Source organism: Streptomyces mirabilis, from assembly GCF_018310535.1.
In the GTDB taxonomy this organism is placed as follows: domain Bacteria; phylum Actinomycetota; class Actinomycetes; order Streptomycetales; family Streptomycetaceae; genus Streptomyces.
Genome location: NZ_CP074102.1, coordinates 805,684 through 829,799, shown reverse-complemented (window position 1 = coordinate 829,799; position 24,116 = coordinate 805,684). Strand labels below are relative to the sequence as shown.

The 24,116-nt window shown below is 72.7% G+C and carries 21 protein-coding genes and 1 pseudogene; 10 read left to right on the top strand and 12 right to left on the bottom strand.

Annotated features, from left to right (window positions below):
* The first annotated feature begins 37 nt into the window (after positions 1-37).
* Positions 38-865, top strand: a complete 828-nt coding sequence (locus SMIR_RS03755) for a COG4705 family protein (RefSeq protein ID WP_168497361.1) — start codon at positions 38-40, stop codon at positions 863-865.
* A gap of 24 nt (positions 866-889) precedes the next feature.
* Here SMIR_RS03755 and SMIR_RS03750 read toward each other — a convergent pair whose 3' ends face one another.
* The 4 genes from SMIR_RS03750 to SMIR_RS03735 all read right to left on the bottom strand — a co-directional run bounded on the left by SMIR_RS03750 (position 890) and on the right by SMIR_RS03735 (position 4,367).
* Positions 890-2,254 carry a sensor histidine kinase gene (locus SMIR_RS03750; RefSeq protein WP_168497362.1) on the bottom strand — a complete coding sequence of 455 codons (1,365 nt, stop codon included), beginning with the start codon at positions 2,252-2,254 and terminating at the stop codon, positions 890-892.
* A 55-nt stretch (positions 2,255-2,309) separates the two neighbouring features.
* Entirely contained in the window at positions 2,310-2,972 is a 663-nt protein-coding gene (locus tag SMIR_RS03745) for a response regulator transcription factor (RefSeq protein ID WP_168497363.1), read from the bottom strand.
* Positions 2,973-3,063: 91 nt separating this feature from the next.
* A complete protein-coding gene (locus SMIR_RS03740) occupies positions 3,064-3,669 on the bottom strand; it encodes a phosphatase PAP2 family protein (RefSeq protein WP_212726506.1) in 606 nt (201 codons plus the stop codon).
* Positions 3,666-4,367 carry a DedA family protein gene (locus SMIR_RS03735; RefSeq protein WP_168497366.1) on the bottom strand — a complete coding sequence of 234 codons (702 nt, stop codon included), beginning with the start codon at positions 4,365-4,367 and terminating at the stop codon, positions 3,666-3,668. The genes SMIR_RS03740 and SMIR_RS03735 overlap by 4 nt, the downstream gene beginning before the upstream one ends.
* A 116-nt stretch (positions 4,368-4,483) precedes the next feature.
* On the opposite strand from SMIR_RS03735, the gene SMIR_RS03730 reads away from it, so the two are divergent.
* From SMIR_RS03730 to SMIR_RS03715, 4 genes are all read left to right on the top strand, one after another.
* Positions 4,484-4,870, top strand: a complete 387-nt coding sequence (locus SMIR_RS03730) for a BlaI/MecI/CopY family transcriptional regulator (RefSeq protein ID WP_212726505.1) — start codon at positions 4,484-4,486, stop codon at positions 4,868-4,870.
* Positions 4,870-5,811: a M48 family metalloprotease gene (locus SMIR_RS03725; protein ID WP_212726504.1), complete on the top strand. Its 942-nt coding sequence runs from the start codon at positions 4,870-4,872 to the stop codon at positions 5,809-5,811. The genes SMIR_RS03730 and SMIR_RS03725 overlap by 1 nt, the downstream gene beginning before the upstream one ends.
* Positions 5,812-5,964: 153 nt before the next feature.
* On the top strand, positions 5,965-6,348 hold the full coding sequence (locus SMIR_RS03720) for a carboxymuconolactone decarboxylase family protein (protein ID WP_168497370.1): 384 nt from the start codon (positions 5,965-5,967) through the stop codon (positions 6,346-6,348).
* Positions 6,345-7,220, top strand: coding sequence for an NAD(P)-dependent oxidoreductase (locus SMIR_RS03715; RefSeq protein ID WP_168497372.1), 876 nt, complete (start codon positions 6,345-6,347; stop codon positions 7,218-7,220). The genes SMIR_RS03720 and SMIR_RS03715 overlap by 4 nt, the downstream gene beginning before the upstream one ends.
* A gap of 72 nt (positions 7,221-7,292) precedes the next feature.
* On the opposite strand, the gene SMIR_RS03710 is transcribed toward SMIR_RS03715, so the two are convergent.
* Positions 7,293-7,670, bottom strand: a complete 378-nt coding sequence (locus SMIR_RS03710; protein ID WP_168497374.1) for an ArsR/SmtB family transcription factor — start codon at positions 7,668-7,670, stop codon at positions 7,293-7,295.
* A 34-nt stretch (positions 7,671-7,704) separates the two neighbouring features.
* On the opposite strand from SMIR_RS03710, the gene SMIR_RS03705 reads away from it, so the two are divergent.
* The 3 genes from SMIR_RS03705 to SMIR_RS03695 are packed head-to-tail and all read left to right on the top strand — an operon-like array spanning position 7,705 to position 11,762.
* The gene (locus tag SMIR_RS03705) at positions 7,705-9,693 is read left to right on the top strand and encodes a heavy metal translocating P-type ATPase (RefSeq protein ID WP_212726503.1); all 1,989 of its coding nucleotides are present in this window, start codon (positions 7,705-7,707) and stop codon (positions 9,691-9,693) included.
* A gap of 55 nt (positions 9,694-9,748) precedes the next feature.
* Positions 9,749-11,230 carry an AlkA N-terminal domain-containing protein gene (locus SMIR_RS03700; RefSeq protein WP_283959544.1) on the top strand — a complete coding sequence of 494 codons (1,482 nt, stop codon included), beginning with the start codon at positions 9,749-9,751 and terminating at the stop codon, positions 11,228-11,230.
* A 49-nt stretch (positions 11,231-11,279) separates the two neighbouring features.
* Entirely contained in the window at positions 11,280-11,762 is a 483-nt protein-coding gene (locus tag SMIR_RS03695) for a methylated-DNA--[protein]-cysteine S-methyltransferase (RefSeq protein WP_168497378.1), read from the top strand.
* A gap of 41 nt (positions 11,763-11,803) precedes the next feature.
* On the opposite strand, the gene SMIR_RS03690 is transcribed toward SMIR_RS03695, so the two are convergent.
* The 7 genes from SMIR_RS03690 to SMIR_RS03660 form a co-directional block, all read right to left on the bottom strand.
* Entirely contained in the window at positions 11,804-12,535 is a 732-nt protein-coding gene (locus tag SMIR_RS03690) for an SIR2 family NAD-dependent protein deacylase (RefSeq protein WP_168497380.1), read from the bottom strand.
* A gap of 76 nt (positions 12,536-12,611) precedes the next feature.
* The gene (locus SMIR_RS03685; RefSeq protein WP_212726502.1) at positions 12,612-15,983 is read right to left on the bottom strand and encodes an SAV_2336 N-terminal domain-related protein; all 3,372 of its coding nucleotides are present in this window, start codon (positions 15,981-15,983) and stop codon (positions 12,612-12,614) included.
* A gap of 91 nt (positions 15,984-16,074) precedes the next feature.
* On the bottom strand, positions 16,075-17,031 hold the full coding sequence (locus SMIR_RS03680) for an AAA family ATPase (RefSeq protein ID WP_168497384.1): 957 nt from the start codon (positions 17,029-17,031) through the stop codon (positions 16,075-16,077).
* Complete coding sequence (locus SMIR_RS03675) at positions 17,028-19,247, bottom strand: VMAP-C domain-containing protein (protein WP_168497386.1); 2,220 nt, start codon at positions 19,245-19,247, stop codon at positions 17,028-17,030. Before SMIR_RS03675 ends, SMIR_RS03680 begins: the two co-directional genes overlap by 4 nt.
* Positions 19,244-19,630, bottom strand: coding sequence for a CU044_2847 family protein (locus SMIR_RS03670; protein ID WP_060901035.1), 387 nt, complete (start codon positions 19,628-19,630; stop codon positions 19,244-19,246). Before SMIR_RS03670 ends, SMIR_RS03675 begins: the two co-directional genes overlap by 4 nt.
* 70 nt (positions 19,631-19,700) lie before the next feature.
* Positions 19,701-20,192 (bottom strand): NUDIX domain-containing protein, encoded by a 492-nt coding sequence (locus tag SMIR_RS03665; protein ID WP_099944188.1) that lies wholly within the window; start codon positions 20,190-20,192, stop codon positions 19,701-19,703.
* An 89-nt stretch (positions 20,193-20,281) separates the two neighbouring features.
* Entirely contained in the window at positions 20,282-21,406 is a 1,125-nt protein-coding gene (locus SMIR_RS03660; protein WP_168497388.1) for an ADP-ribosylglycohydrolase family protein, read from the bottom strand.
* A 178-nt stretch (positions 21,407-21,584) separates the two neighbouring features.
* On the opposite strand from SMIR_RS03660, the pseudogene SMIR_RS03655 reads away from it, so the two are divergent.
* Positions 21,585-22,670 (top strand): annotated as a pseudogene (locus tag SMIR_RS03655) (hypothetical protein).
* A 209-nt stretch (positions 22,671-22,879) separates the two neighbouring features.
* Positions 22,880-23,998, top strand: coding sequence for a glycerate kinase (locus SMIR_RS03650; protein ID WP_168501408.1), 1,119 nt, complete (start codon positions 22,880-22,882; stop codon positions 23,996-23,998).
* Positions 23,999-24,116 lie beyond the last annotated feature (118 nt).

The window sequence follows — 24,116 nt, the reverse complement described above, 5'->3', positions numbered from 1 at the left end:
GGATGTGTTCAGAGTCCCGCTGGCAGGGTCGGGCCTCATGACTGAGACTTCTGAGACTCCCGGGGCCTATGTCCGCAGTGGGGCGGCCCCCGGCCACCACCTCCGCTGGAACAAGGTTCCTGAGGTCACCGCGTACTTCTGGATCATCAAGGTGCTGTGCACCACGGTCGGTGAGACCGCGGCGGACTTCCTGAACTCGAACCTGGGCATGGGCCTGACCGGAGTGTCGCTGCTGATGAGCGCGGTGCTGGCCGTGGTTCTCGTCGTCCAGTTCCGCACCAAGGCCTACCGGCCCGGCGTCTACTGGTTCGCCGTGGCCCTGATCAGCATCGTCGGCACGCTGATCAGCGACAACCTCACCGACAACCTGGGTGTGTCGCTGACGACCTGCACCACCGTGTTCGCCGTCGCCCTCGCCGTCGTCTTCGCCGTCTGGTACCGCCGTGAGGGAACGCTGTCCATCCACAGCATCGACACGGTGTCCCGCGAGGCCTACTACTGGCTGGCCGTGCTGTTCACCTTCGCGCTGGGCACCGCGGCCGGTGACCTGGTCGCCGAGAAGATGGCCCTCGGATACTGGGTGTCCGCCGTCCTGTTCGGCCTCGCCATCGCCGCGGTGGCGGTCGCGCACTTTGCCCTCGGCCTGAACGCCGTGCTGAGCTTCTGGATCGCGTACATCCTGACCCGCCCGCTGGGCGCATCGATGGGCGACTACCTCTCGCAGCCGACCGGCGACGGCGGCCTGGGCCTGGGCACCACGGTCACCAGCGTGCTGTTCCTCGCGGTCATCCTCGCTCTGGTGGTGTACCTGGCGATGACCCGCAAGGACGTCACCGAGTCCGAGCGGCAGCTCAGCCCCCAGTAGTGGCCCCCAGTGGGGACGACGTGCTCAACCCGCGGGAAGCGTGACCACGAACGTCGCGCCGGAGGTGTGCCGCCCGTCGTGGTCCACCTCCCCGCCGGCGGAGCGGGCCAGGCGTCGCGCCAGCGGCAGCCCGAGGCCCGCTCCGCCGTGTCCGTCCTCGGGATCGGCGCGCCGGCCGGGCTGGAAGAGCTGCGCCGCGAACGACGCCGGTACGCCGGGACCGTCGTCCCCGACCTCGACGCTCACGCCGCCGGGATCAGCGCGGGCCAGGATCTCGACCCGGGTGCGCGCGTGCCGCAGGGCGTTGTCGAGGAGCGGGCTGACGATGCGCTCCAGAAGGGCGTCCGGCACCCCGGCCGACAACCGCGCGTCCGGGACGGTGACGACGACTTCCACGCCCTCCTTCGTGGGGCCGAGGCGGTCCACCAGGCGGTGCAGCACCGGCAGCACGTCGGCCGTGCCGGGCGCGGTGGCCGCGCTGTCGCGGGCCTCGTCGAGCAGGGTGTCGCAGATCGTGCGCATGGACTGGGCCGCGTCGGCGATCGCCGCGTGCGTGGCCTTGGTGTCGGCGTCGGAGCGGGGGCGGGTTCCCCACCAGTCGAGCTCGGCGATGATCCGGGCGAGCGGGTTGCGCAGCTCGTGCGACAGCTCCCGGGTGAGCTGCTGTTCGTGCCGCAGCAGCGCGCGGATGCGGTCGAGGAGGGCGTCCAGCGAACCGCCCAGCTGGGCGAGTTCGGTGGGGCGGGTCACGGAGCCGAAACGCTCCTGGGAGGCTATCGCGCTCCACTGGGTGGCGTGCTCGGTCATCGAGCGCACGGGACGCAGGGCACGGCCCACCGCCAGCCGCGTCAGCGCGTACGTGCAGGCGAGCATCGCGGCGTCGAGGGCGAGGGACGCGAAGAGCATCGTGTCGGCCGAACTGCGGTACGGGGAGAGGTCCAGCGCCGTGACGACGGCAGCGGCGCCCTTGCCACCGGGCACCGGGCGCGAGCACAGCCGTACCTCGTCGTGACTGTGCACGGTGACGCAGGTCCGGGCGTCGCGCGCCACGAGCCGGTCGGCGGCGCGGGTCAGCGGGCTGGTGGCGGTGGCGGACGAGGGCTTCTCGAGCAGCCGGCCGTCCGAGTAGATCCACACGTTCGTGTCGAGAAGCTCCTCGCCCGGGGTCTCCAGGACCCGCACCCGGGAGCCGTCGGTGACGACGGTCGCGGTGACGGCGGCGGCCCGGGTGCGCAGCTCGTCGTCCGCCTGGTGCTGAAGGTGACGGCGTACGACCGTGTTGAACGCGACCGTGAGGATCACCATCAGGATCGTCGCCGTGGTGAGCGCGACCAGGGAGAGCCGGCCCCGCAGGGTGCGCGGCCACCATCGTGAGGCGAACGCCCTCATGACCGTGCCTTCGCGCCGGCTGACAGGGCCCTCGTGGCACCGGCTGACAGGGTCTTCATGACAGCCGGTGGCCGATGCCGCGCGCCGTGGTGATGGTCAGCGCGCTGCCGCCGTCCCGGAGCTTGCGGCGCAGCCGGGTCAGATACTGGTCCAGCGTGTTGTCGCTGACCTGAGCGCCTTCCGGCCAGCCGGCCCTGATCAGCTCCCGCCTGCGGACGATGTCCCCGGACCCCGCCATCAGCGCCGCCAGCAGCCGGAACTCCGTCGGGGTGAGGCCGACCCGGGTGCCCTGGACGGTGAGGCTGTGCCCGACCGGGTCCAGGACCAGGTCCCCGGCCGTGGTGGCCGGGAGCGGTCCACTGCGCTTGAGCGCCGCCCGCAGCCGGGCGGCCAGCTCCGTCAGGTGGAACGGCTTGGGCAGATAGTCGTCGCCGCCGGCCGAGAAGCCCGCCAGCCGGTCCGTGAGGTGGTGATGGGCCGTCAGGAAGATGACGGGCGAGAGGAAACCATTGGCTCGGATCGCCTGGCACACGTCCCGCCCGTCCGCGTCGGGCAGCCCGACGTCCAGCACGGCCGCGTCGACGTCGTCCCCGGCCAGCCGCAGCGCGGTAGCCCCGTCCGGGGCGGGCACGGTGTCGAAGCCCTCGTCGCGCAGCCCGCGCAGCAGGACGTCACGCAGGGCGTGGTCGTCCTCGACGACCAGGATCGTGTGCCGCATGGTCCTCCTTCAGCAGCTCCGGAAGGGTGCTTGCCTGTTTCCCGTAGCCGTAGCCGTAGCCGTAGCCGTAGCCGTAGCCGTAGCCGTGGGCCTACGCCGAGACCAGCAGTGGCCGTAGCCGCGAGTCCGTCAGCCGGCCCGCCAGCGGGTCGGAGAGTCTGCGCAGAAGGGTCGTCAGCAGCATCGCGATCAGCGTGCCGACCAGGACACCGGCGACCACGTCGTGCGGATAGTGCGCGCCGACCCAGACCCGGGAGACGGCCATCAGACAGGCGGCCAGCAGGGCGATGGTGCCGAGGCGACGGGATACGTAGAGCAGGGCCACGGCGGCCGCGGCGGCGATGACCGTGTGATTGCTGGGGAAGGACCAGTCGCCCGGCGCCGGACACGCCTCCAGCGTCTTCACGTGCAGGCTCTGACAGGGGCGGTCCTCGCGGACGACCATTTTGAACAGGGAGTTCACCCCGAACGCCACGACGACGATCACCGGCACCGCGAGCGCGATTATCGCCGCCTGGGCGCTGCTGCGACGGGCCTGCCACCAGCCCACGAGCATGAGAACGGCGAACAGTGCCAGCCCGTACGTCGACCAGGCGGACACCAGGCCGTCCAGCCAGGACGGGGCGTCATGGGCGAGATTCACCACGTAGGTGTAGGCGGAGCCGTCGATCGACGACCCGTTGAACGCGAGCATCATCCCTCGGCGCCCTTCTGCGCGGTCGTGGCCGCGGCCTTGCGGGAGCGGCGGAACTCGGCGGCCAGCGGGATCAGGGACACGATGACGATCACGGCGATGATCGGGAGTAGATAGCGGTCGACGTTCGGAATCGACGAGCCCAGTGCGTAGCCCGCGAGGGTGAGGCCGATGCTCCAGACGAGACCGCCGACGACCTGCCACACGGTGAACGTGCGGGCGGGGACCTGGAGGGCGCCCGCCATCGGGTTCAGCACCGTGCGTACGACCGGGACGAAGCGGGCCAGCACGATCGCCTTCGCGTGGCCGTACCGCTCCAGCAGCTCCTCGGCGCGCTTGGCCCCCTCGTGCAGCCGGGGCGAGCCGCTGCGGGCGAGCAGGGCGCCGCCCGCCTTGCGTCCGATGAGGTAACCGCACTGGGAGCCGGCCAGCGCGCCCACGGCGGCGCAGACCAGGAGCGGCCCCAGGGAGAGCTTCAGGCCGCCGTGGCCCGACCCCGTGCACAGCAGGCCCGCCGTGAACAGCAGCGAGTCACCGGGCAGGAAGAAGCCGATCAGCAGCCCGGTCTCCGCGAACATCACCACGCCGACGCCCAGCACACCGAAGGCGGCGAGCAGGGACTGGGCGCTGAGGATGTTCACCGCCAGCTCCGACCCGAGGTGTGATCCGAGCTGTGACGCTGCGAACAAAGGTGCGGCCATCGCCGGGAGCCCTCTCATACTGGACGGGCGGGCGCGGTCGTGACGGCACCCGAGTGACTACAATCCTGTAGACGGTCTACTGAACTGTAGACGATACCGGGGTGAGGATCGTTCCCATGACCAGCGCGAAGGACGAACGCCGACCGGCGGGTGAGCTCGAGGCCTCCGTCATGGCCGCCCTCTGGGCCGCCGGCGCACCGCTGACTCCGGGCCGCGTCCAGACGGAGCTCGGCTCGGGGCTGGCCCGTACGACGGTGACAACGATCCTGTCGAGGCTGCACGAGAAGGGATTCGTCGGCCGGGAGCGGCAGGGGCGTGGCTTCGCCTACTTCCCCGTGCAGGACCCGCACGGCCTCACCGCCCGACGCATGCACACCGAGCTCGACCGGGACGAGGACCGTGAGACGGCGCTCGCCCGGTTCGTCGCCCAGCTCAGTCCCGACGACGAGCGCCTCCTGCGTGATCTTCTGGAATCGGGTGAGCCACTAGAATCGGGTGAGTAATGACCACTTTGCTGATCATTCCGCTGCTCATCCCGCTTCTGCTGCCCTTCGCGCTGCCGGGGCTGGCCCGCCGCTGCCTCGACCGCCTCGCGCCGGTCGCCGCGCTGTGGGCACTGACCCTCACGGTCCTCGTGCTGGCAGGCGCCTCCGTGGCCGCGCTCGGCGCGCTGCTCCTCACCGGCCTGCTCAAGCTGCCGGTCCTGGCGGGCCTGGGTGACCTCGTCCACCCCCTGCGCACCCCGTCGGACCTGATCGTCCTGCCCCTGGCGGCGGCGGCCACCGGCCTCCTGACCGTCGGTGCCGCGACCCTCGTACGCTCCGCCCTGCGCCAGTTGCGTGCCTTTCGCACCGCCCGCAGTCAGGCCGACCGCCGGCCCGCCGCGGGCGACCTGTGCGTGATCGAATCTCCCCACCCGGACGCCTACGCGCTGCCGGGCCGTCCGCACCGCATCGTCGTCACCACCGCGATGCTCCGCAGCCTCCGCCCCGAGGAGCGCGAGGTGCTCTTCGCTCACGAGCGGGCCCACAACGCGGGCAACCACCACCGCTTCCTCGTCGCGGCCGAGATCGCCGCGCACTGCCATCCCGGGCTGCGCGCGGTCCGTGACAGCATCGCGCTCGCCGCCGAGCGAGCCGCGGACGAGGCCGCCGCCACGGCGGTGGGGGACCGGCGGCTGACCGCGCGCGCCATCGCCCGCGCCGCCCTCGCCACCACGGCCGCCCGCTCCACCCGCCCCGACTTCGCCGCCGCCGCGACCACCGGACCCGTACCCCAGCGGGTCGCGGCCCTTCTCGCGACTCCCGGGCACCGCTCCCGCGCCGCATCCTGGATCGCCCTCCTCCTCGTCGCCTGCGCGACCGTCTCGGCCTCCGCGGCGGCGACCGGCGTCGTCACCTTCCATCACGAGGTGGAGATCGCCCAGGGCGAGGAGACCCGCTGACCCTTCCGGGCCGGTTTGCCGGGTCAAGGCCGTGACGCCCATCTATTTCCCTGCGGAATCTTCATTTACGCTCAGTGAGAGGGATGTTCTCCTGAGTGGAGAGCCCGTCCTGCCCGCGTGTCACACCACCGGATCGGCGGCAAGGGAGCACCCATGGAAGAGACCGACGAGTTGCGGGCCGCCCGCGCCGTGCGCCGGGCCGTGCTCGGCGACGCCTACGTCGACGGCGCCACCGCCGGCCCCGACCGGGCCGGCCGGGAGTTCCAGGACTACGTCACGGCGACCGCGTGGGGCGTCTGGGCCCGGGGCGGCGCCCTCAGTCCCCGGGACCGGAGCCTGCTGGTGATGGCGATGACGGCGGCGCTGGGCCGGATGGACGAGTTCCGTGTGCACGCGAGCAGTTCACCGCGCACCGGCGTCACCGACGACGAGATCGACGAGCTGCTGTTCCAGATCTCCGCCTACTGCGGCGTTCCCGCCGCAGTCGCCGCCCGGCGCGGCGTCAAGGCCGTACGGGCGGAGCGTGAGGGAGCGTGACGGCCGGGGAAGCACCGGTGGCGGTCGGCTTCGTGGGCCTCGGCAACATGGGCGGGGCCCTGGCGGCGAACGTGCTCGGGGCCGGCCTCGACCTGGTGGCCCACGACGCCGCGGGCCCGCGGCGCACCCCACCGGGTGCCGTCCACGCCGCTGACGTGGCCCACGTCGTCCGACGGGCGCACGTGGTGGTGCTCAGCCTTCCCGACGGCACGGCGTCCGAAGCGGTGGCGCGCGAGATCGTCGCCGCCCCCGGCCGCCGCCGTACCACCCATGTCGTCGACACCTCGACGATCGGGGTGAACGCCGCCCGCTCCGTCGCCGCGCTGCTCGCCGAGAGCGGGGTCTCCTACGTCGACGCCCCGGTGTCCGGCGGTGTGGCGGGCGCCAGGGCCCGCACCCTCGCCGTGATGTACGCCGGGAGCGACGAGGCCTGCGCCCGCGTCGAGCCGGTCCTCGCCGCCCTGAGCGATCGCCGCCACCGGGTGGGCGACCGCCCGGGCCTCGCCCAGGCCCTGAAGCTGGCGAACAACTTCCTGGCGGCCACCACGCTCGCCGCGACCAGCGAGGCGATCGCCTTCGGCAGGTCGGTGGGTCTCGACATGGCGACCATGGTGGAGGTGCTGGACGGGGCCAGCGGGCGCAGCGCCGCGACGAACGACAAGTTCCCGAACCATGTCCTCACGGGCCGCTACGCCGCCGGATTCACCAACACGCTCATGACCAAGGACGTGCAGCTCTACCTGCGCGCCGTCGAGGAGGAGGACCGGCCGTCACCGATCGGGGCGGCCACCGGCGCCCTGTGGGAGAGCTTCGCCGCGAAGGAACCCGGCGCCGACTTCACCCGCGTCTTCCCCTACGTCGAAGGAGCCTGACCCCGGTCCTCGTGAACCCGGCGGCGTACAGCGGCCGCATCCGCCGCGTCGCCGCCGGCCGGTCCGCCGGCGCTACTCGGACGCGTCGCTGAGGCCGAGTCGCAGATGCTCGACGTGGTAGACCGCCTGGTCGAGCAGTTCGGCGACATGGTGGTCGTGCAGCGCGTAGACCACCGACCGGCCGCGCCGCTCGCCGACGACCAGGCCCAGGTTGCGCAGCAGCCGCAACTGGTGCGAGCAGGCGGACTGTTCCATGCCCACCTCGGCGGCCAGCTCCGTCGCCGGAAGCGGCCCTTCGCGCAGCCGCGCGAGGATCAGCAGCCGTGAGGGGGTGGACAGGGCCTGGAGCGTGGTGGCCACCTTCGCGACATTCGCCGCGTCCAGACGCACGCGCGTGGTGACGTTCTGAGCGGCGGCGTCCTGCGCGGTGGTGACGGCTCCATGACCCATGGGCGTATCTTACTCATCACACATGAGGATATGAATGAGTCTTCATGTGTTCCTGTATGGTGTCAGGGTGTCCTCCACTCTTGACTCGCCACCCGTCCCCGCCCTTGACGCATCCGCCCGGACGGCCCCGCGCCGCCGCACCCGCGTCCTCGCGCTGCCGGAGGCCCGCTGGGCGCTCTTCGCGACCGCCGCCTTCCTGCTTGCGCTCCCGCTGCACTTCGCCGACGCGCCCGGCTGGACATACGCGCCGCTCTACGTGGTCGCGTACCTCGCCGGTGGCTGGGAACCGGCGCTGGAGGCGCTGCGGGCGCTGCGCGGGAAGACTCTCGACGTCGATCTGCTGATGATCGTCGCGGCCCTCGGTGCGGCCGCGATCGGACAGGTCCTGGACGGAGCCCTGCTGATCGTCATCTTCGCCACCTCCGGCGCCCTGGAGGCCCTGGCCACCGCCCGCACCGCCGACTCCGTACGCGGTCTGCTCGACCTCGCGCCCGCGACGGCGACCCGGGTCACCGCCGACGGTGAGGAGTCCGTCCCGGTGAGTCGACTCGCCGTCGGTGACGAGCTGTTGATCCGGCCGGGGGAGCGGATCGGAGCCGACGGACGGGTCCTCGACGGTACGAGCGAGGCCGACCAGGCGACCATCACCGGCGAACCGCTGCCGGTCCTCAAGACCCCGGGTGACGAGGTCTTCGCGGGCACACTCAACGGCACCGGAGCCCTGCGCGTCCGTGTCGAGCGCGACCCCGCCGACTCCGTGATCGCCCGGATCGTCACCCTCGTGGAGGAGGCCTCGCGCACCAAGGCGCCGACGCAACTGTTCATCGAGAAGGTCGAACAGCGCTACGCGGTGGGTGTGGTGGCCGCCACGCTCGCCGTCTTCGCCGTGCCGCTCGCCTTCGGCGCGGACCTCACCGGCGCGCTGCTGCGGGCGATGACGTTCATGATCGTCGCCTCGCCGTGCGCGGTCGTTCTCGCGACCATGCCTCCGCTGCTCTCCGCCATCGCCACCGCCGGCCGGCACGGCGTCCTGGTCAAGTCCGCGCTCGCCATGGAACGCCTCGGCGAGATCGACACGGCCGCCCTCGACAAGACCGGCACGCTGACGGAGGGCGCGCCCGAGGTGACGGCCGTACGTCCGGCGACCGGATCGGGGCTGGACGAGGACGCCCTGCTGGCGCTGGCGGCCGCCGCCGAGCACCCCAGCGAACACCCGCTCGCCCGCGCGATCGTCGCGGCGGCCCGAACCCGTGATCTGCGCCTCGCCCCCGCCTGCGACTTCACGGCGAAGCCGGGACATGGCGTCACCGCCACGGTCGACGGCCGGGTCGTCACGGTCGGCCGCCCCGACCCGGGCCTGGACACGGACACGGCCACGGACGTCGAACGCGGCACGGTCGTCCTCGTGGAACGTGACGGCGCTCCCGTCGGCACGCTCGTCCTGGCCGACCGCCCGCGCGCCGACGCCGCCGAGACGGCCGCGGGGCTCACCGCCCTGACGGGCACCTCACCCGTGCTTCTCACCGGCGACAACCCGCGCGCCGCCGCCCAGGTGGCCACCGCCACCGGCATCACGGACGTACGCGCCTCCCTGCTGCCAGAGGACAAGGTCACGGCCGTACGGGAACTGCAACGCGAGGGCCGCAAGGTCCTGTTCGTCGGCGACGGCGTCAACGACGCGCCCGCCCTGGCCGCCGCCCACTCGGGGGTCGCCATGGGCCGGGCGGGTTCCGACCTCGCGCTGGAGACGGCGGACGCCGTCGTCGTCCGCGACGAGCTGGCGGCGATCCCCGCGGTCGTACGGCTGTCCCGCGCGGCCCGTCGCCTGGTGGTCCAGAATCTCCTCGTCGCGGGCACGTTCATCACGGTCCTCGTCCTGTGGGACCTGCTCGGACACCTCCCGCTGCCGCTCGGCGTCGCGGGCCACGAGGGCTCCACCGTGCTGGTCGGGCTGAACGGACTGCGGCTGCTGCGGGAGTCCGCATGGCATCGGCAGGACGGAGGCCGACCTCGGTCGCTGTGAGGTTGATGTCGGATTCTCGCCAGCCCCGGACCCGCGGGTGCCCGATGCTTGAGGCATGCGGAACGGGATGCACACCGACATGGAGCGCTGTGTGCGCGCTGTCCAGTCGAAGGACGCGCGCTTCGACGGATGGTTCTTCACAGCGGTCCTGACCACGCGGATCTACTGCCGGCCGAGCTGCCCGGTGGTGCCGCCGAAACCCGAGAACATGACGTTCTACCCGAGTGCGGCGGCCTGCCAGCAGGCCGGGTTCCGGGCCTGCAAGCGCTGCCGTCCGGACACCAGCCCCGGCTCGCCCGAGTGGAACCAGCGAGCCGACCTCGTCGCGCGTGCGATGCGCCTGATCGGCGACGGGGTCGTGGACCGCGAGGGGATCCCGGGCCTGGCGGGCCGGCTCGGCTACAGCATCCGCCAGGTCGAGCGGCAGCTGCTGGCCGAGTTGGGCGCGGGACCGCTCGCGCTCGCCCGGGCCCAGCGCGCCCAGACCGCCCGGCTGCTCATCGAGACCACCACGCTCCCGATGGCGGAGATCGCCTTCGCGGCCGGGTTCTCCTCCATCCGCACCTTCAACGACACCGTGCGCGAGGTCTTCGCCCTCGCCCCGAGCGAGCTGCGCGACCGAGTGCCGAAGAAACGCGCCCCGGCCACACCGGGCGTCCTGAGCCTGCGGCTCCCCTTCCGCGCCCCGCTCAACCCCGACAACCTCTTCGGTCACCTCGCGGCGACCGCCGTACCCGGTGTCGAGGAGTGGCGCGACGGCGCCTACCGGCGCACCCTGCGCCTGCCCTACGGCCACGGGATCGTCGGGCTCACCCCGCACGTCGACCACATCGCCTGCCGCCTCACCCTCAGTGACCTGCGCGACCTGCCCGTCGCGATCAGCCGCTGCCGCCGCATGCTCGACCTGGACGCCGACCCGGTGGCCGTCGACGACCAGCTGCGGACGGATCCCGTGCTGGCGCCCCTGGTGGCGAAGGCCCCGGGCCGCCGGGTGCCGCGCACGGTCGACGAGGCCGAGTTCGCCGTACGGGCCGTCCTGGGCCAGCAGGTCTCCACCGCCGCCGCCCGTACCCACGCGGCCCGCCTGGTCACCGCGCACGGCGAACCCGTCGAGGACCCCGAGGGCGGCCTCACCCACCTCTTTCCCTCTCCTCGGGCGCTCGCGGCCCTGGACCCGTCCACGCTCGCGATGCCGAGCACCCGCCGCACCACCTTCACCACCCTCGTACACCAACTCGCTGACGGGACCCTTCGCTTGGGAGTGGAGAGCGACTGGGCCGAGGCCCGCGCCCGCCTCCTCGCCCTCCCCGGCTTCGGTCCCTGGACGGTCGACGTCATCGGCATGCGCGCGCTCGGCGACCCCGACACCTTCCTCCCCACCGACCTCGGAATCCGGCGCGCGGCCCAGGAGCTGGGCCTGCCGTCGACCCCAGCCGCCCTCACGGCGCGCGCGGCGGCGTGGCGCCCGTGGCGGGCGTACGCGGTCCAGTACCTGTGGGCGACGGACAGCCACCCGATCAACTTCCTCCCCGTATAAGCGACTTCACGCAAACCCACATGCTTCAGGCGACTCGAAGGTACGAACTGTGAAACAGCACACGGTCATCGACGGCCCGTACGGCCCCCTCACCCTCGTCGCCGACGACGGCGTCTTGTGCGGCCTCTACATGGTCGGCCAACGCCACCGCCCGCCGGAGGAGACCTTCGGCGAACGCGACGACATGCCCTTCGGTGAGGTCGCCGACCAGCTGAAGGCTTATTTCGAGGGTGAGTTGAAGGAGTTCACCCTCGAACTGCGGATGTCCGGCACCCCGTTCCAGCGCAGCGTCTGGGAGCAGCTGCGCCGCATCCCCTACGGCGAGACCCGCTCGTACGGCGAACTGGCCGAAGCCCTGGGCAACGCGGGCGCCTCCCGCGCGGTCGGCCTCGCCAACGGCAAGAACCCCATCGGCATCATCGTGCCCTGCCACCGCGTGGTCGGCGCGAACGGAAGCCTCACCGGATACGGCGGCGGCCTGGACCGCAAGCAGCGCCTGCTGGACTTCGAGAGCGGTACGGCTCTCTTCTAGCGCACTTCTCCAGCTCTCTTCGCCGCCGGCTCTCTGTGCCTCTAGCCCTCTTCGCCCAGCGTACGCAGCAGCTTCGGCAGGGCGGTGCCGATCGGTTCCCGTACGACCTGGTCGGCCCGGTCGTCGTACGGTGTCGGTTCGGCGTTGACGATGATCAGCCGCGCCCCGTGGTCGGCGGCGAGGCCCGCGAGCCCGGCGGCGGGCTGCACCTGAAGGCTGCTGCCGACCGCGATGAACACGTGGCACGCCTGGGTGATCGCCATCGCCTCACCGAGCACCACCGGGTCGAGCCGCTGCCCGAACATCACCGTCGCCGACTTCAGGATCCCGCCGCACTCCAGGCACGGCGGGTCCTCCTCGCCCGCCTCGACCCGCGCGAGCGCGTCCTCCATCGGCCCCTTGGCGTGACACTTGGTGCACACGACGGTACGCGCGGTGCCGTGCAGCTCGATCACCTTGCGGGCCGGCATCCCGGCGAGCTGGTGCAACCCGTCCACGTTCTGCGTGATCACCCGCACCGGCACCCCGGACCGCTCCAGCTCGGCCACCGCCCGGTGCGCCGCGTTCGGCTCCGCCTTCAGCGTCCGGTTCTTGCGCCGCATCTGCCACGACCGCCGTCGGATCTCCGGATCGCCCATGTAGAAGTCGTACGTCACGAGCTTCTCGGCCTCAGGATCCCGCCGCCACAGCCCGTTCGGACCCCGGTAGTCGGGGATCCCGGAATCCGTGGAGATACCGGCGCCACTGAGCAGGGCAACGAGGGGCTTGGTCATGGTGCCGAGGGTAGATCGCGCGGGGCGCGACGGCGAACGGAATTCGTGCGGGTGTACGTGGGGGTGCCGGCCGGGGTCAGGGGAAGATCGGGCGGGGGCCCAACAGGAGGGCGGCGAGGCGCAGGTACGCCTTGTAGGCCTCGGGGGTCAGCCAGGAGAGTTCGACCGTGCTGCCCATGGTGAGGTGGCCGTCGCGGGGGACCATGACGACGCCTCGGCAGCGGGAGCTCAGGCCGCGGATACTGGCGGCGTCGAGCGTCCAGCCGGCCGCGGGGCGGCTGTGGTTGAGGACGACGACGGCCTCACGGACCAGGTCCGGCAGGTCGAGGGTGACAAGACGGTCCATGGCCTGCTGTGCCTGGGTCAGACCGGCGGGGTCGGCCCGCGAGACGATGACCACGCGGTCGGCCGCCCTGAGCACCGTGGGCATGAACTTGTCGGAGTCGACCAGGGTGAGGTCGAAGTACTCCTGGGTGGTGCGGGCCACCCGGTGGAAGTCGTAGTCCGTGAACTGGCCGACCGACGCGATGCGGGAGACGGAGTCGTTGGCGAGAACCTGGAGCCCCGACCGGTGCGGGGACAGGAACAGCTGGAGATCCTCGAAGTGCCGCACCTCGCGCAGCGACTCGGCCAGGTCGGACAGGCTGGCCAGGGTGTTGCGGAAGACCCGCCCGCCGATCCGGACCTGGCTGCCCGTGTGGCGGTCGGCGTCGATGGCGAGCACCCGCTCCTGCCGCTGGTCGGCCAGTACGGCCCCCAGCACCATCGTGGTCGTGGTGCAGCCGACCCCGTCCTTGACGCCCACGAGCGCGATCCGCAAGGGCTCCGTCAAGGGGGTCCGGATGGTGCGCATCCACTCCTCGTGGTCGTCCTCTTCGTCGACCGCCGTCTCCGGCTCGACGGCGGGGCCGTCGTCGTCCCCGCCGGAGCCGCTCTCCACGTCCTCCCACTCCACCCCGCCCGGCAGCAGCGCCCCGAAGGCGTCCGCCACCTCGCGGGCGGTCGGCCGCCCCGCGGGCTCGGGCTCGACACAGCGCAGCAGCAACTCCGCGATCGTCTCGTCGAGTTGCGCGAGCTCCGGACTCCTGCGCAGCGCCTCGTTCTCGTACCAGCGCCACGGCCGGCCCGTCGCGGCCTGCAACAGGATGGAACCGAGGGCGTACACGTCGCCCGCCGTGATCCGGGACTCGCCCCAGTACGTCACCTCGGGTGCCCGGTAGGGGGAGTTGGCCGGAGTGGACGGTGTCGACGCGCTCCACGCGCCGTCGATGCGCGCCGACGTCCAGCCGATGAGGTGCAGCGTCGACTCCGTGACCAGCACGGTGCCCGGGGTCAGCGCGCTGTGCACGATGCCCTTGTGGTGGCAGCGGGTCAGCGCCCGCGCCAGGTTCCAGCCCAGCCAGGTGAACAGCGGGGTCCCGGGCAGTGCCCCGGCCGCGTCGAGCACGGCACGCAGCGTGGGCGCGGGCAGTCCACTGCTCAGCGTGTCCAGACGCAGCGCCAGCCACGGCGTGGGGCCCTCCAGGTCGCTGCGGACCACGGCGGGCGCGTACATCCCGTCCATGCGGCGCAGCGCCCGGCGTTCCACGTCGAGCAACTCCTGCGCCACGGGCGAGTCGAAGGAGTACGACACCCGCAGCAGTACCCGCTGCCCGTCCTCGTCCTCCCCGATGTACGCGGTGGGCTTGCCGCCCGTGCCGTCGCGTTGCAGCAGCGTGTACGGGCCCAGGGTGTGCAGGTCCTGAAGCCGCAGCGGCAGCCACGACGGGGCCGCGTCCAGGCCCGACGGCAGCCGCACCTCCTCGTACTCGGTGGTGCGCGGCGGCGTCGGCGCCATCGGTTTGGCACCCAGGTGGGTGAGGAGACGGTCCTCCAGCCAGGCGAACGGCCGGGTCCCGGGCAGGAGTTCACCCGTCCCGGAGGGGTGGGCGAGCCATGCGGGGAAGTCGGGGGAGCGGCCCACCAGGGTGCGCAGCCGCGCGGTGACCGCCCGGGTGGTGCGCAGCAGATCGATCGGGGACGCGGTGTCGAGCAGGATCTCCTGGGCCTCGCCGGCGAAACCGAACCGGCGGTGCTGGGCCGGCAGCCGCTCGTCGACCGGCTCCACCTGGCGCATCAGACCGCCGAGGAACACCTCGGCCAGATGCGCGGTGTCGGCCCGCCACGGCACGGCCGCCTGCACCAGCCGCATCACGGGCACCGTGAGCGGGGACACCGCCGCGAGATGAGCGGCCAGCCGGTAGGCCCCCGGCGACGCGGCGTCCCGGAACCTGAGCACGGCGTCCGCCGCGCCACCGCCCCGGGTGTCGGCCCCGGCCCGTGGCGCCTTCGCCTGCAACGGAGCCAGCAGGGGCAGCTCCGCGCTGCCGCCCGGCGAGGCCACCAGCCGCGCCCACGCGGCGACCGCCGGAGGATACGGCTCCAGTACGGGGACGGGGACCCCGGGGAACTCGTCACCGAGCCCCGGCGGCAGCAGCGGGTCGGCCACCTCCCAGGTGTCGTTCGCCGCGCCGCGCCGCCGGGTCGTCACCAGCCACGGCTCCGAGCGGATGCCCGACCCGTCCCACATGTGGGAGGGCAGTGCGTGCATGATCGCCGTCGGCCCCTGGTGCGCCCAGCGTTCCAGGGCCGCGTGCAGTCGCCCGTCCCGCCAGCAGGCGCCGACGCCGTCGCTGATCACCAGCACCAGCGTGCCGCCCGAGGGGTCGGCGACCGACGCGGGGGAGAGCAGCGGGGCGTGCGGGTCGAAGGGGCGGGAACGCAGCAGCGGCGCCCCCGCCGACCGGGTGTCCAGGCCATGCACACGGATGTCGCGGAAGGCGCCCAGGCGTTCCAGCAGGGCGCGCAGTTCCATCGCCAGCCGCCGCCACAACAGCATCGAGATGCCGTCGTCGATGAGGAGGGTGAGGTCGAGCCAGCGCTGCCGGGCGGGGCGGGTCACCACGTCGGGCAGGCCCGTCTCGGCCATGGCGGCCGCGGTGGCCTCCTCGTCGAACTCGCGCTTCAACGGTCCGGGCTGGGGCTGTTTCAGCAGGCGCAGCGCACGGCTGAGGCGCAGCTCGTCCGACCCGAGCGCCTTCTCCTCGGGGACCCGTACGGGCAGCGCGTCCTCACCCGGCGCACCGCGCAGCCCCGGCGCGGCGAGGTCCGCGAACTCGGGTGCGCTGCGCGCCGCCGCAGCCGCGTGCAGCGCGCCCAACAGCTGGGCGGGAGGCGGTGGTTGGGACGGCGTGGCGGGCGCGGGGGAGTCGGGCCCGGCCGGGGCGGGGCCGGTCGTGGAGCGCTCGGCGTCTCCCGCGCCGGCGCCCGGCGGCGGTCCGGCGTCCGCGGCCAGCGCGCTCGCGAGCGGCGCCGCGGCTCCCGGGGGAAGCCGCGTCGCCAGCCACAGGGTGTCGAGCAGTTCATGGATCGACAGCTCGTGCCCGGCCAGCCGGCCGAGTTTGCTCAACGGGGGCAGGATCGGCGAGGCACCCGGAACGGCCGGGCCGCCTGGCCCGCCGCCGGTGTCACGCGGGTCGCTCCCGTCGCCCCCGCGCACGCTAGACCATCCCGCCCAGGCGGTGGAGTACGGCGTCCAGCAGCCCTTCGGCGTCCAGATCGACTCCGCCCTTGCGCAGGAATACGGCGTTGAGCAGCTGGTCGGTGGCGAGTTCGCCCGGGGCCCGGCGGTTGAGGAAGGCGTGCAGCAGGTCGTCCACGTCGGACAGCGCGTCCTCACCGAGGTGCGCGGCGACGATGTCCCGCAGTCGGGCCTCGTCCGGGTCCGGCAGGTCCAGCCGTACGCAGCGGCGCATGAAGGCCGGCGGGAAGTCCCGTTCGCCGTTGCTGGTGATCACCACAACGGGGAACTCCCGGCAGCGCACCACCCCGCGTGTCACGGTGACCCGCTCGCCGCCCGAGCCATGGGTCAGCACCGGCACCTCGGACTGGGTCTCCGGCAGCCGGGACAGCTCGGGTATCTCGAACTCGCCCTCCTCGAACACGGTCAGGAGATCGTTCGGGAGGTCGACGTCGCCCTTGTCGAGCTCGTCCACGAGCAGCAGCCGCGGCCGGTCGCGCGGCACCAGCGCGGTACCGAGCGGCCCGAGCCGCACATAGGTGCCGATGTCGGGCTCGGGGTCCCCGCGCTCCTGACGCAGATGCGTCTCGCGCAGCCTGCCGATCGCATCGTAGCCGTACAGGGCGTCCTTGAGGACGGAACGGCTGTTGACGGGCCATTGGAGCACCGGTCCGAGGGACAGCTCGTGCGCGATGGCGTGCGCCAGTGAGGACTTGCCGGTGCCCGGGTGCCCGGTGACGAGCAGCGGCCGGCGCAGATGGAGGGCGGCGCTGACCACGTCCGCCTCCGTGCGCCCGATCAGATACGGACGGTGCCGTGTGCGGCCGCCCGATCCGTCGCCGAACTGCCGCCAGGGCGGCGCCTCGGGGAACTCCACCTCTCGGGCCACGCGGTCCCCGCGGAACAGCCGCCACCCGTCCTGCGTCTGCTGGGTCATCCTGTCCGCTCCGTTCCTTCCGAGGGGTCGGCGAGCTGGAGTTCGTCGGGCAGCGGCAGCCCGATGTCCTCCCACACCAGGGCGGGACGCGCGGGCACCGCCCGGTCCGCGTAGGCGCGGACCCTGAAGTGCCGTACGCGCTCCGGGAGTCCGTCCATGGGACCGTGGGGTGCCAGGGCGTCGAGCGGGGCGCAGTCGTCCGGACCGGGGGCGGCCCGGTCCCAGAGCACGACCGGCACCCCCATCACCAGGCACACGGGCAGCAACTCGCCGCGGTGCTCGGTGCTTCCGTGGACAAGGACGCGCGCGGTGTCCCGATGGGTTGTCTTCAGCAGCCCGATGAGTCCCGCCCGGCCGCCGATCCTGTGGTCCGCGAGGAGGGTGTCGCTCTGGTGGCGGGCGTTCCAGCGCCGCTTGAGATCGGCGGGTCCGGTGCGCGAGCGCCGCCGGATCTTCGGGCAGCGCAGCACGAGGTGGAAGTCCTCACCGAGCCGCGCGGAGATGTACTCCTCGGCGCCCGCCCCGTCCCACTCGTCGAGCGCGAGCTCCAGCGCGTCCGGCGGCACCGACACGGCGACCAGCGCGACCCCGTCCCCGGCACCCTCCGCGCCCCCGGCCACCTCCCGGATCAGCCGGGCGATCTCCCGTCCGGTGCGCGGCCGGTCGGACTCCGAGGCGGCGCGCGCCGGGGTGCCGTCGGGGCGCAGCCGCCATACCGAGCAGCGGTAGTGGCCGGCCGGATCCTTGGCGTACCGGTCCAGTTCCACGAGGACCCGCACACCGGCCGGCGGGGACCGCCGGGACCAGCGGTCCGCATCCCCGCGCCGCTCCTGCAGCGCCGAGGAGTGAATGCCCAGGCGGGCGGCGACCCGGGCGCTCCACTCCCGCAGCGCCTGCCGGGCCAGATCGCCGGACGTCTCCGCCGCCACGTACTCGACGACCCGCAGCAGCGCGGGCAGCCGGGGCGACTCGTCGGGCACGGGCGACCCGTCCCCGTACCAGCCCTCCAGTTCATGGACGACCGCGGGCACGGCGGACGGTGCCAGGCGGGCCGCCTGCAGCGAACGCGGCAGGTCCACGTAGGGCAGCGCGGCGGTCGCGGCCCGCGGCAGCAGGCCCGGATCGTGCTCGGTGAGGTGCTCCAACTTGACCACCAGCGCCCGGTGTTCGGCCACCGACAGCAGCCGCGCGGCCTCCGTCAGCCGGCCCAGGGCGAGCAGCCGGTCGAGCTCGGCCCGGCCGCGCGGATCGTCCGCCACCTTGGGCGCGAGCGACTCTGCGAGCGTGGGCAGCGCCCGCTCCGTGCCGCTGAGCAGATGGGCGAGCTCCTCCACGGTCGGCGCGCTCCCGTCGCCCGGGGTCCGCAGCGCGAGCTGGGCGGCGAGCACGGTGGCGTGGTCGGCGCGCGCCCGCGGGTCGCCCAGCAGGCTGTGCAGCGGACCGACCATCATGTCGCGCACCGACTCGGCCTCGGCGAGGGTCGCGGCCGACCGCTCCCGGCTGCCGTTCACCTGCTCGGGTGCCACCCCGACCCGGGCCAGCTCCCGCAGGACCGACTGCCAGCCGAGTCCCCAGCTGCGCCGCAGCGTGTGCTGGGCCGAGAATGCCCCGTCGGGTGCGGTGATCCGTCCCACGACCAGGCCGACGGCCGCACGGTCGGTCACCGACCAGAGGGGGCCGCCGCTGTAGCCCTCGTCCACCGCCGCGCCCGACAACTGCCCGTCGAGGTAACAGATCCGGCCGTCGTACGCCCCCACCCGCGCGTCGGCGTACGAGAACGGCTGCCCGCCGCCGTACCAGGCCCGCACCTGCTGACCGCGCTCCATCTCCAGCCAGCGCACCGGGCTCACGGGCGGGGGCGGCGCCTCCTCGAGTTCGAGGACGGCCAGATCGCCGTCCCACTCCAGGGAGCCGTCGGCGACCGGGCCGTACTGCGCAGACCGCGGCGGTATCCAGGCGACCAGCCGGGCCTGGTGCAGATCCGCGGCGGACAGCACCGGGAAGGACACGTCGAGGGTGACCTTCCCCGGGTTGTGCGGGCTGAGGCTGCGCAGCCCGAGCGCCAGGTTGATGACATGCGCGCAGGTCAGCAGCCTGCGGCCGGAGAGGTAGACACCCGCCCCCGCGGTTCTGCCGCGATCGCTGGACAGGACGCGCACCAGCGCGCCGCGGGCGTCGCCGGACGACGGGTCGTCCGGCGATCCGAACCAGGTCACGGCTCCGTCCGGCGGGGCAGCTGCCAGGTCGCCGAAATGGTCATGCTGGCCTGGCCGTTGGCCCCGACGATGCCGATCTTCAGGTCCTGTCCGATCTGGATGCCGAAGTCGACGGAGATCTCGTGCGGCGGATCGGGTATCCCGCGGATCGCGTCGTGCACCTGCTGCAGTACGGGCCCCAGCGGGCTCAGCACACTGCGCAGACCGTCCGTCGCCAGCGACGCGACCCGCGCGCCACGCCCGACCGGGACCACCCCGGAAATGCCGCCCGGCAGATCGGCGTCGACGGCCGGGGCCGCCGACGCCTCCCCCGCGGCCGCGAGTTCTAGCCGGACGTGGGCCCCGTCGTCGAGGGCGAACTCCATGTAGTCGTAGTGCGGCACACGGGCATTGTGCCGATCAATGCCCCGAGAAGGTAGTGAAGTTGACGAATTCGCCGTAGCCGATGGGGGGTTAGCCCACCCGGTGGCCGTTCTCCAGCTCCGCGGTTCCGCCGCCCTCCGTCAGCACGTCCAGCGCGGCGAGGACCCGGCGGCCGAGTGCGCCCGGCAGATACTCGGCCAGCTCCTCCCGTGGCACCAGCCGCCACGACAGCAGTTCCTCCTCCTGCAGCCGGATCGCCTTGAGTTCCCGCTCGCCGAGGACTCCGCCGTCGTACAGGTAGGCGACCAGCGGGGGCCGCGCCGTCCCGTGCACCCAGTCGACCGCGAGCAGCGGGCCGAGTTCGATGTCGAGCCCGATCTCCTCGGCGGTCTCGCGGCGCGCGCCCTGGCGCGGGGTCTCCCCGTCGTCCGACTCGACGGTGCCACCCGGAAGGGCCCAGCCCTCACGGTAGTTCGGCTCGACGAGCAGCACCCGGCCGTCACCGTCGCGGAAGAGCGCGGCGGCACCGGCGAGGACACGGGGGAGGCCCGCGATGTACGTGGCGAAGTCTGGAGTGGTCATCCCTGAAGCCTACGTACGAGAATTCGAGGTCGCCGCCGACGACCTGGGCGTCCTGGACGTCGGCGGCCCCGACACTCGTCGGACAGGCCCTAGGACAGGTCCTGGGCGTCGGGACCGGTACCGGACCCGCCCTGGGCCTCGCCCTCCGTCTCCGTCAGCGCGAGCGTCCGCGTGGCGAGCTCACTGATCCGTACGCCGTCGAAGCCGAACACCGCGCTGCGTACGGTGTCCTCCAGCGGGTCCTTCCACTGCGCGGGAATGGCCTCGGCCCCGCACAGGACCCCGGCCACCGAGCCCGCCGTCGCGCCGTTCGAGTCGGTGTCCAGGCCGCCGCGGACGGTCAGTGTGATGGTCCGGGTGAAGTCGCCGTCGCCGTAGAGCAGCCCGGCCGTGAGAACGGCGGCGTTCGGGATCGTGTGGATCCAGCCGAGCCCGGCGGTCTCCTCGGACACCGTGGTGAGCGTGTCCTCCCAGGTCATCCGGGTCTCGTGAAGCGTGAGCACCCGGCGTACGGTGCGGGCGAGGCGGCTGCTCGCGGGGATGACGGTCAGCGCCGTGTCCAGTGCGTGGCGGACCGTGGGCGCGGTGAACGCGGCCGAGACGAGCGCCGCCGCCCACATCGCTCCGTACACGCCGTTGCCGGTGTGGGACAGCACGGCGTCCCGACGGGCGAGGGAGGCCGCGCGGCGCGGCGCACCCGGGCTGGTCCAGCCGTAGACATCGGCGCGGATCAGGGCGCCGATCCACTCCTGGTAGGGATTGTCGTACGTCGCCGTCAGCGGCGGTTTGATGCCGTTGGCGAGGTTGCGGTACGCGGCCCGCTCCGCCGTGAACGTCTGCAGATATGGCAGCCGCAGCAGCCACAGGTCGCCGACCTGCTCGGTGCTGAAACCGAAGCCGTGCGTCTCCAGCAGGTGCAGGCCCAGGATCGCGTAGTCGACGTCGTCGTCACGGCAGCTGCCGTGGATGCGGCCGCGCACGCATTGCCGCCACTCGGGCCGCAGCTCGAACTCGCCGGCGTCACCGTCGGTGACGGGCTCGGGTAGATAGTCGGTGAGCGGCAGGGCGGCGGCCTGTCGCAGATAGCGGTCGATACGGTCCCGCGTCCAGTGGTCGCCCTGCTCGACCGGCTTGCCGAGCATGTTGCCCGCGATCCGGCCCAGCCAGCCCCCGAGAACGCGGTCCGCGAGTTCGGTGCCCACAGGAGCATTCATCTGCTGCCGCCTTTCTGCGCATTACGGCACATGAGTGCGTACGAGTGGGTGCGCCTTGCCCCGCTCGGTCGTACAGCCGGAGTGTTGGGGTGTTCGAGGTGAGAACGGGTGACCCTTTTCTGCGCGGCTCGTCGTCTTTTATGACGAGCGGATCAGATGCAAGAGAGGGGGTGACGCGGTGCTGGGGAGGGTCGGTCGGTTTTGGGTCTGCGGGTGCCCACCACGCCGTTCGTCGCTCCGGAGACCGACCCCGTTGTCTTCGTCGCGCTGGGCTGGGGCGAGCACCAAGACCACGCATGAACAGTGGGCGCTGTCGCGACGTTGCCAGGCCACGTACCTCCATACCCTGGAGGCCGGCATCCGGACGATTCAGCACCGTCTGTCGCGGCCCGTGGGCGAGAAGGGCTCCAAGGGGGTACCGGGCGGATACCGTTCCGTGCGGGAGTGGCATGCCAAGCCGCGTCGGCTGGCGGTGTTGGAAGCCAGATACGCGGTGGTGGTGGGGGACTGGCAGGCTGGTCGGGTGCGCGTGGTGCGTGGTGGCAAGCGACTGGCGAACGCCCGGCACCACCTGGCCGAGGCCGGGCTCACCGAGGCCGGATGGCGGGAGCGGTGGGAGGCGGAGCGTTGGTTCCTGGCCGCTGACGGGGAGTGCGGGAAGCGGTACGGGAACTAGACCATCCGCGTCAGCCCGGACGGCGGGATCAGCATCAAGCTTCCGGCCCCGCTGGTGGGGGCCAATGCCGATCACCTTGCCGCCTGGCGGCTCGACCGGCACGGCAATCCCGTTGGCAGTCCACGCCGCTTCTCTTACGACCTGACCGGCCGCGCGGATCACCGTGGCGCCCAGGTCCGCCATGCTCCGACCCGTCTGCTGAACTGGGCCAGGACCTGCCGCGTGCAGGTAACCGCCAAGTGGGGCGCCCGGTACTGGCAGCGTGCCACGACCAGCGCCACCCGCAAGACCAGCCGACACGATGCCGCGAGCATCGCGATCGGCAGACGCGCCCACGGGCACCCGATCCGGCGACGGACGGCACCGCCCCCACATGACCGGAGCGATCGTGTGGGGCATCGGACCGTCCAGGCCGGGCCGGGCATCCTCGGGCGTGAGGGAACCCGTCCCCGTGTTCCCGGACCGCGCACACGATGTGCCGGGCCCGGACACGGCGCGTATGCGGGAGACCAGCGTGCCCAACACCGTTCGGGACACGCGGCTGAGCCCGAGATCTGGCAACAGGACTCACTCCCACTCAGTCTCTAGGAACGGTCATAGCTCCGGTTTACCCAATTCCGGGCATGAGCGTGCGGTGTTCCACGGTCCGGTCGGGGCATGACGGCGGGGGCGTCCGCCGGTTAAGGTCGCAGCGGCGCGACTGCCTTGACGTGTGCGAGGCCGGAAAGCAAGGGGAATGCAAGGTGGCGGACTCTGCTGTGAAGACGACACGTGCGGGCACCGGGCGTGTTCCGCGTGTGCTGATCGCCGCGGACAAGTTCAAGGGGTCGCTGACCGCCGTGCAGGTCGCGGAGCGCGTCATGGCCGGGCTGCGCCGCGTCGTGCCGGGTGTCGAGGTCGAGGCGCTGCCGGTGGCCGACGGCGGCGACGGGACCGTGGACGCGGCGGTCGCGGCCGGGTTCGAACGGCGGGAGGTGCGAGTCGCCGGCCCGCTGGGCGACGAGCTCACCGCCGCCTTCGCGCTGCGTGGCGACACCGCGGTGGTCGAGATGGCGGAGGCGAGCGGATTGCAGCGGCTGCCCGCCGGAGTGTTCGCGCCGCTGACGTCGTCGACGTACGGGTCCGGGGAGCTCCTGCGGGCCGCGCTGGACGCCGGGGCCCGGACGATCGTGTTCGGCGTGGGCGGGAGCGCGACGACGGACGGCGGAGCGGGGATGCTGTCCGCGCTCGGGGCGCGGTTCGTGGACGCGGAGGGGGAGCCGGTGGCTCCCGGCGGTGCGGCGCTGAGCGACGTGGCGACCGCGGACCTGTCCGGCCTGGACCCCCGTCTGGCCTCCGTGGACTTCGTCCTCGCCAGCGACGTGGACAACCCGCTCACCGGGCCGAAGGGCGCGCCCGCCGTGTACGGCCCCCAGAAGGGGGCGAGCCCCGACGACGTGGAGATCCTGGACGCGGCCCTCGGGCACTTCGCCGCGGTTCTGGAGAAGTCGATCGGGTCCAGGGCCACGGAGTACGCCGCGGCGCCGGGGGCGGGGGCCGCGGGCGGCATCGGCTACGGTGCGCTGGTCCTGGGCGCCCGGTTCCGTCCCGGTATCGAGGTGATGCTCGACGTCCTCGGCTTCGCGCCCGCGCTGGAGAGGGCCACCCTGGTGATCACCGGTGAGGGGTCCCTCGACGAACAGACCCTCCACGGCAAGGCTCCGGCGGGGGTGGCCGCCGCCGCCCGTGCCGCGGGCAAGGAGGTCGTCGCGGTGTGCGGGCGCCTGGCACTGCGCCCGGAGGCGCTCGGCAGGGCCGGCATCCGGCGCGCGTACCCCCTCACGGAGGTCGAGCCCGACATCGCGCGGTGCATCTCCGACGCGGGGCCGATCCTGGAGACGGTGGCCCAGAACATCGCCCGTGACTTCCTGACCTGACCTGACCTGGGTACGGACCCGTCCTGGGGAAGATCTGGCCCGACCCCTCCTGGAGTACGACGAAGGGGCCCGAACCGGTTGTCCGGTTCGGGCCCCTTCGGGCGTGTACGAGGAAAAC

Excerpts from the sequence above, each read along its gene's own strand:
- SMIR_RS03735 (WP_168497366.1), bottom strand. The coding sequence starts at position 4,367 with ATGGCCGCACCTTTGTTCGCAGCGTCACAGCTCGGATCACACCTCGGG.
- SMIR_RS03665 (WP_099944188.1), bottom strand. The coding sequence starts at position 20,192 with ATGACCACTCCAGACTTCGCCACGTACATCGCGGGCCTCCCCCGTGTC.
- SMIR_RS03745 (WP_168497363.1), bottom strand. The coding sequence starts at position 2,972 with ATGCGGCACACGATCCTGGTCGTCGAGGACGACCACGCCCTGCGTGAC.
- SMIR_RS03750 (WP_168497362.1), bottom strand. The coding sequence starts at position 2,254 with ATGAGGGCGTTCGCCTCACGATGGTGGCCGCGCACCCTGCGGGGCCGG.
- SMIR_RS03720 (WP_168497370.1), top strand. The coding sequence starts at position 5,965 with ATGGAAGAGACCGACGAGTTGCGGGCCGCCCGCGCCGTGCGCCGGGCC.
- SMIR_RS03680 (WP_168497384.1), bottom strand. The coding sequence starts at position 17,031 with ATGACCCAGCAGACGCAGGACGGGTGGCGGCTGTTCCGCGGGGACCGC.
- SMIR_RS03700 (WP_283959544.1), top strand. The coding sequence starts at position 9,749 with ATGCGGAACGGGATGCACACCGACATGGAGCGCTGTGTGCGCGCTGTC.
- SMIR_RS03705 (WP_212726503.1), top strand. The coding sequence starts at position 7,705 with ATGAGTCTTCATGTGTTCCTGTATGGTGTCAGGGTGTCCTCCACTCTT.
- SMIR_RS03755 (WP_168497361.1), top strand. The coding sequence starts at position 38 with ATGACTGAGACTTCTGAGACTCCCGGGGCCTATGTCCGCAGTGGGGCG.
- SMIR_RS03660 (WP_168497388.1), bottom strand. The coding sequence starts at position 21,406 with ATGAATGCTCCTGTGGGCACCGAACTCGCGGACCGCGTTCTCGGGGGC.
- SMIR_RS03725 (WP_212726504.1), top strand. The coding sequence starts at position 4,870 with ATGACCACTTTGCTGATCATTCCGCTGCTCATCCCGCTTCTGCTGCCC.
- SMIR_RS03690 (WP_168497380.1), bottom strand. The coding sequence starts at position 12,535 with ATGACCAAGCCCCTCGTTGCCCTGCTCAGTGGCGCCGGTATCTCCACG.
- SMIR_RS03710 (WP_168497374.1), bottom strand. The coding sequence starts at position 7,670 with ATGGGTCATGGAGCCGTCACCACCGCGCAGGACGCCGCCGCTCAGAAC.
- SMIR_RS03730 (WP_212726505.1), top strand. The coding sequence starts at position 4,484 with ATGACCAGCGCGAAGGACGAACGCCGACCGGCGGGTGAGCTCGAGGCC.
- SMIR_RS03740 (WP_212726506.1), bottom strand. The coding sequence starts at position 3,669 with ATGATGCTCGCGTTCAACGGGTCGTCGATCGACGGCTCCGCCTACACC.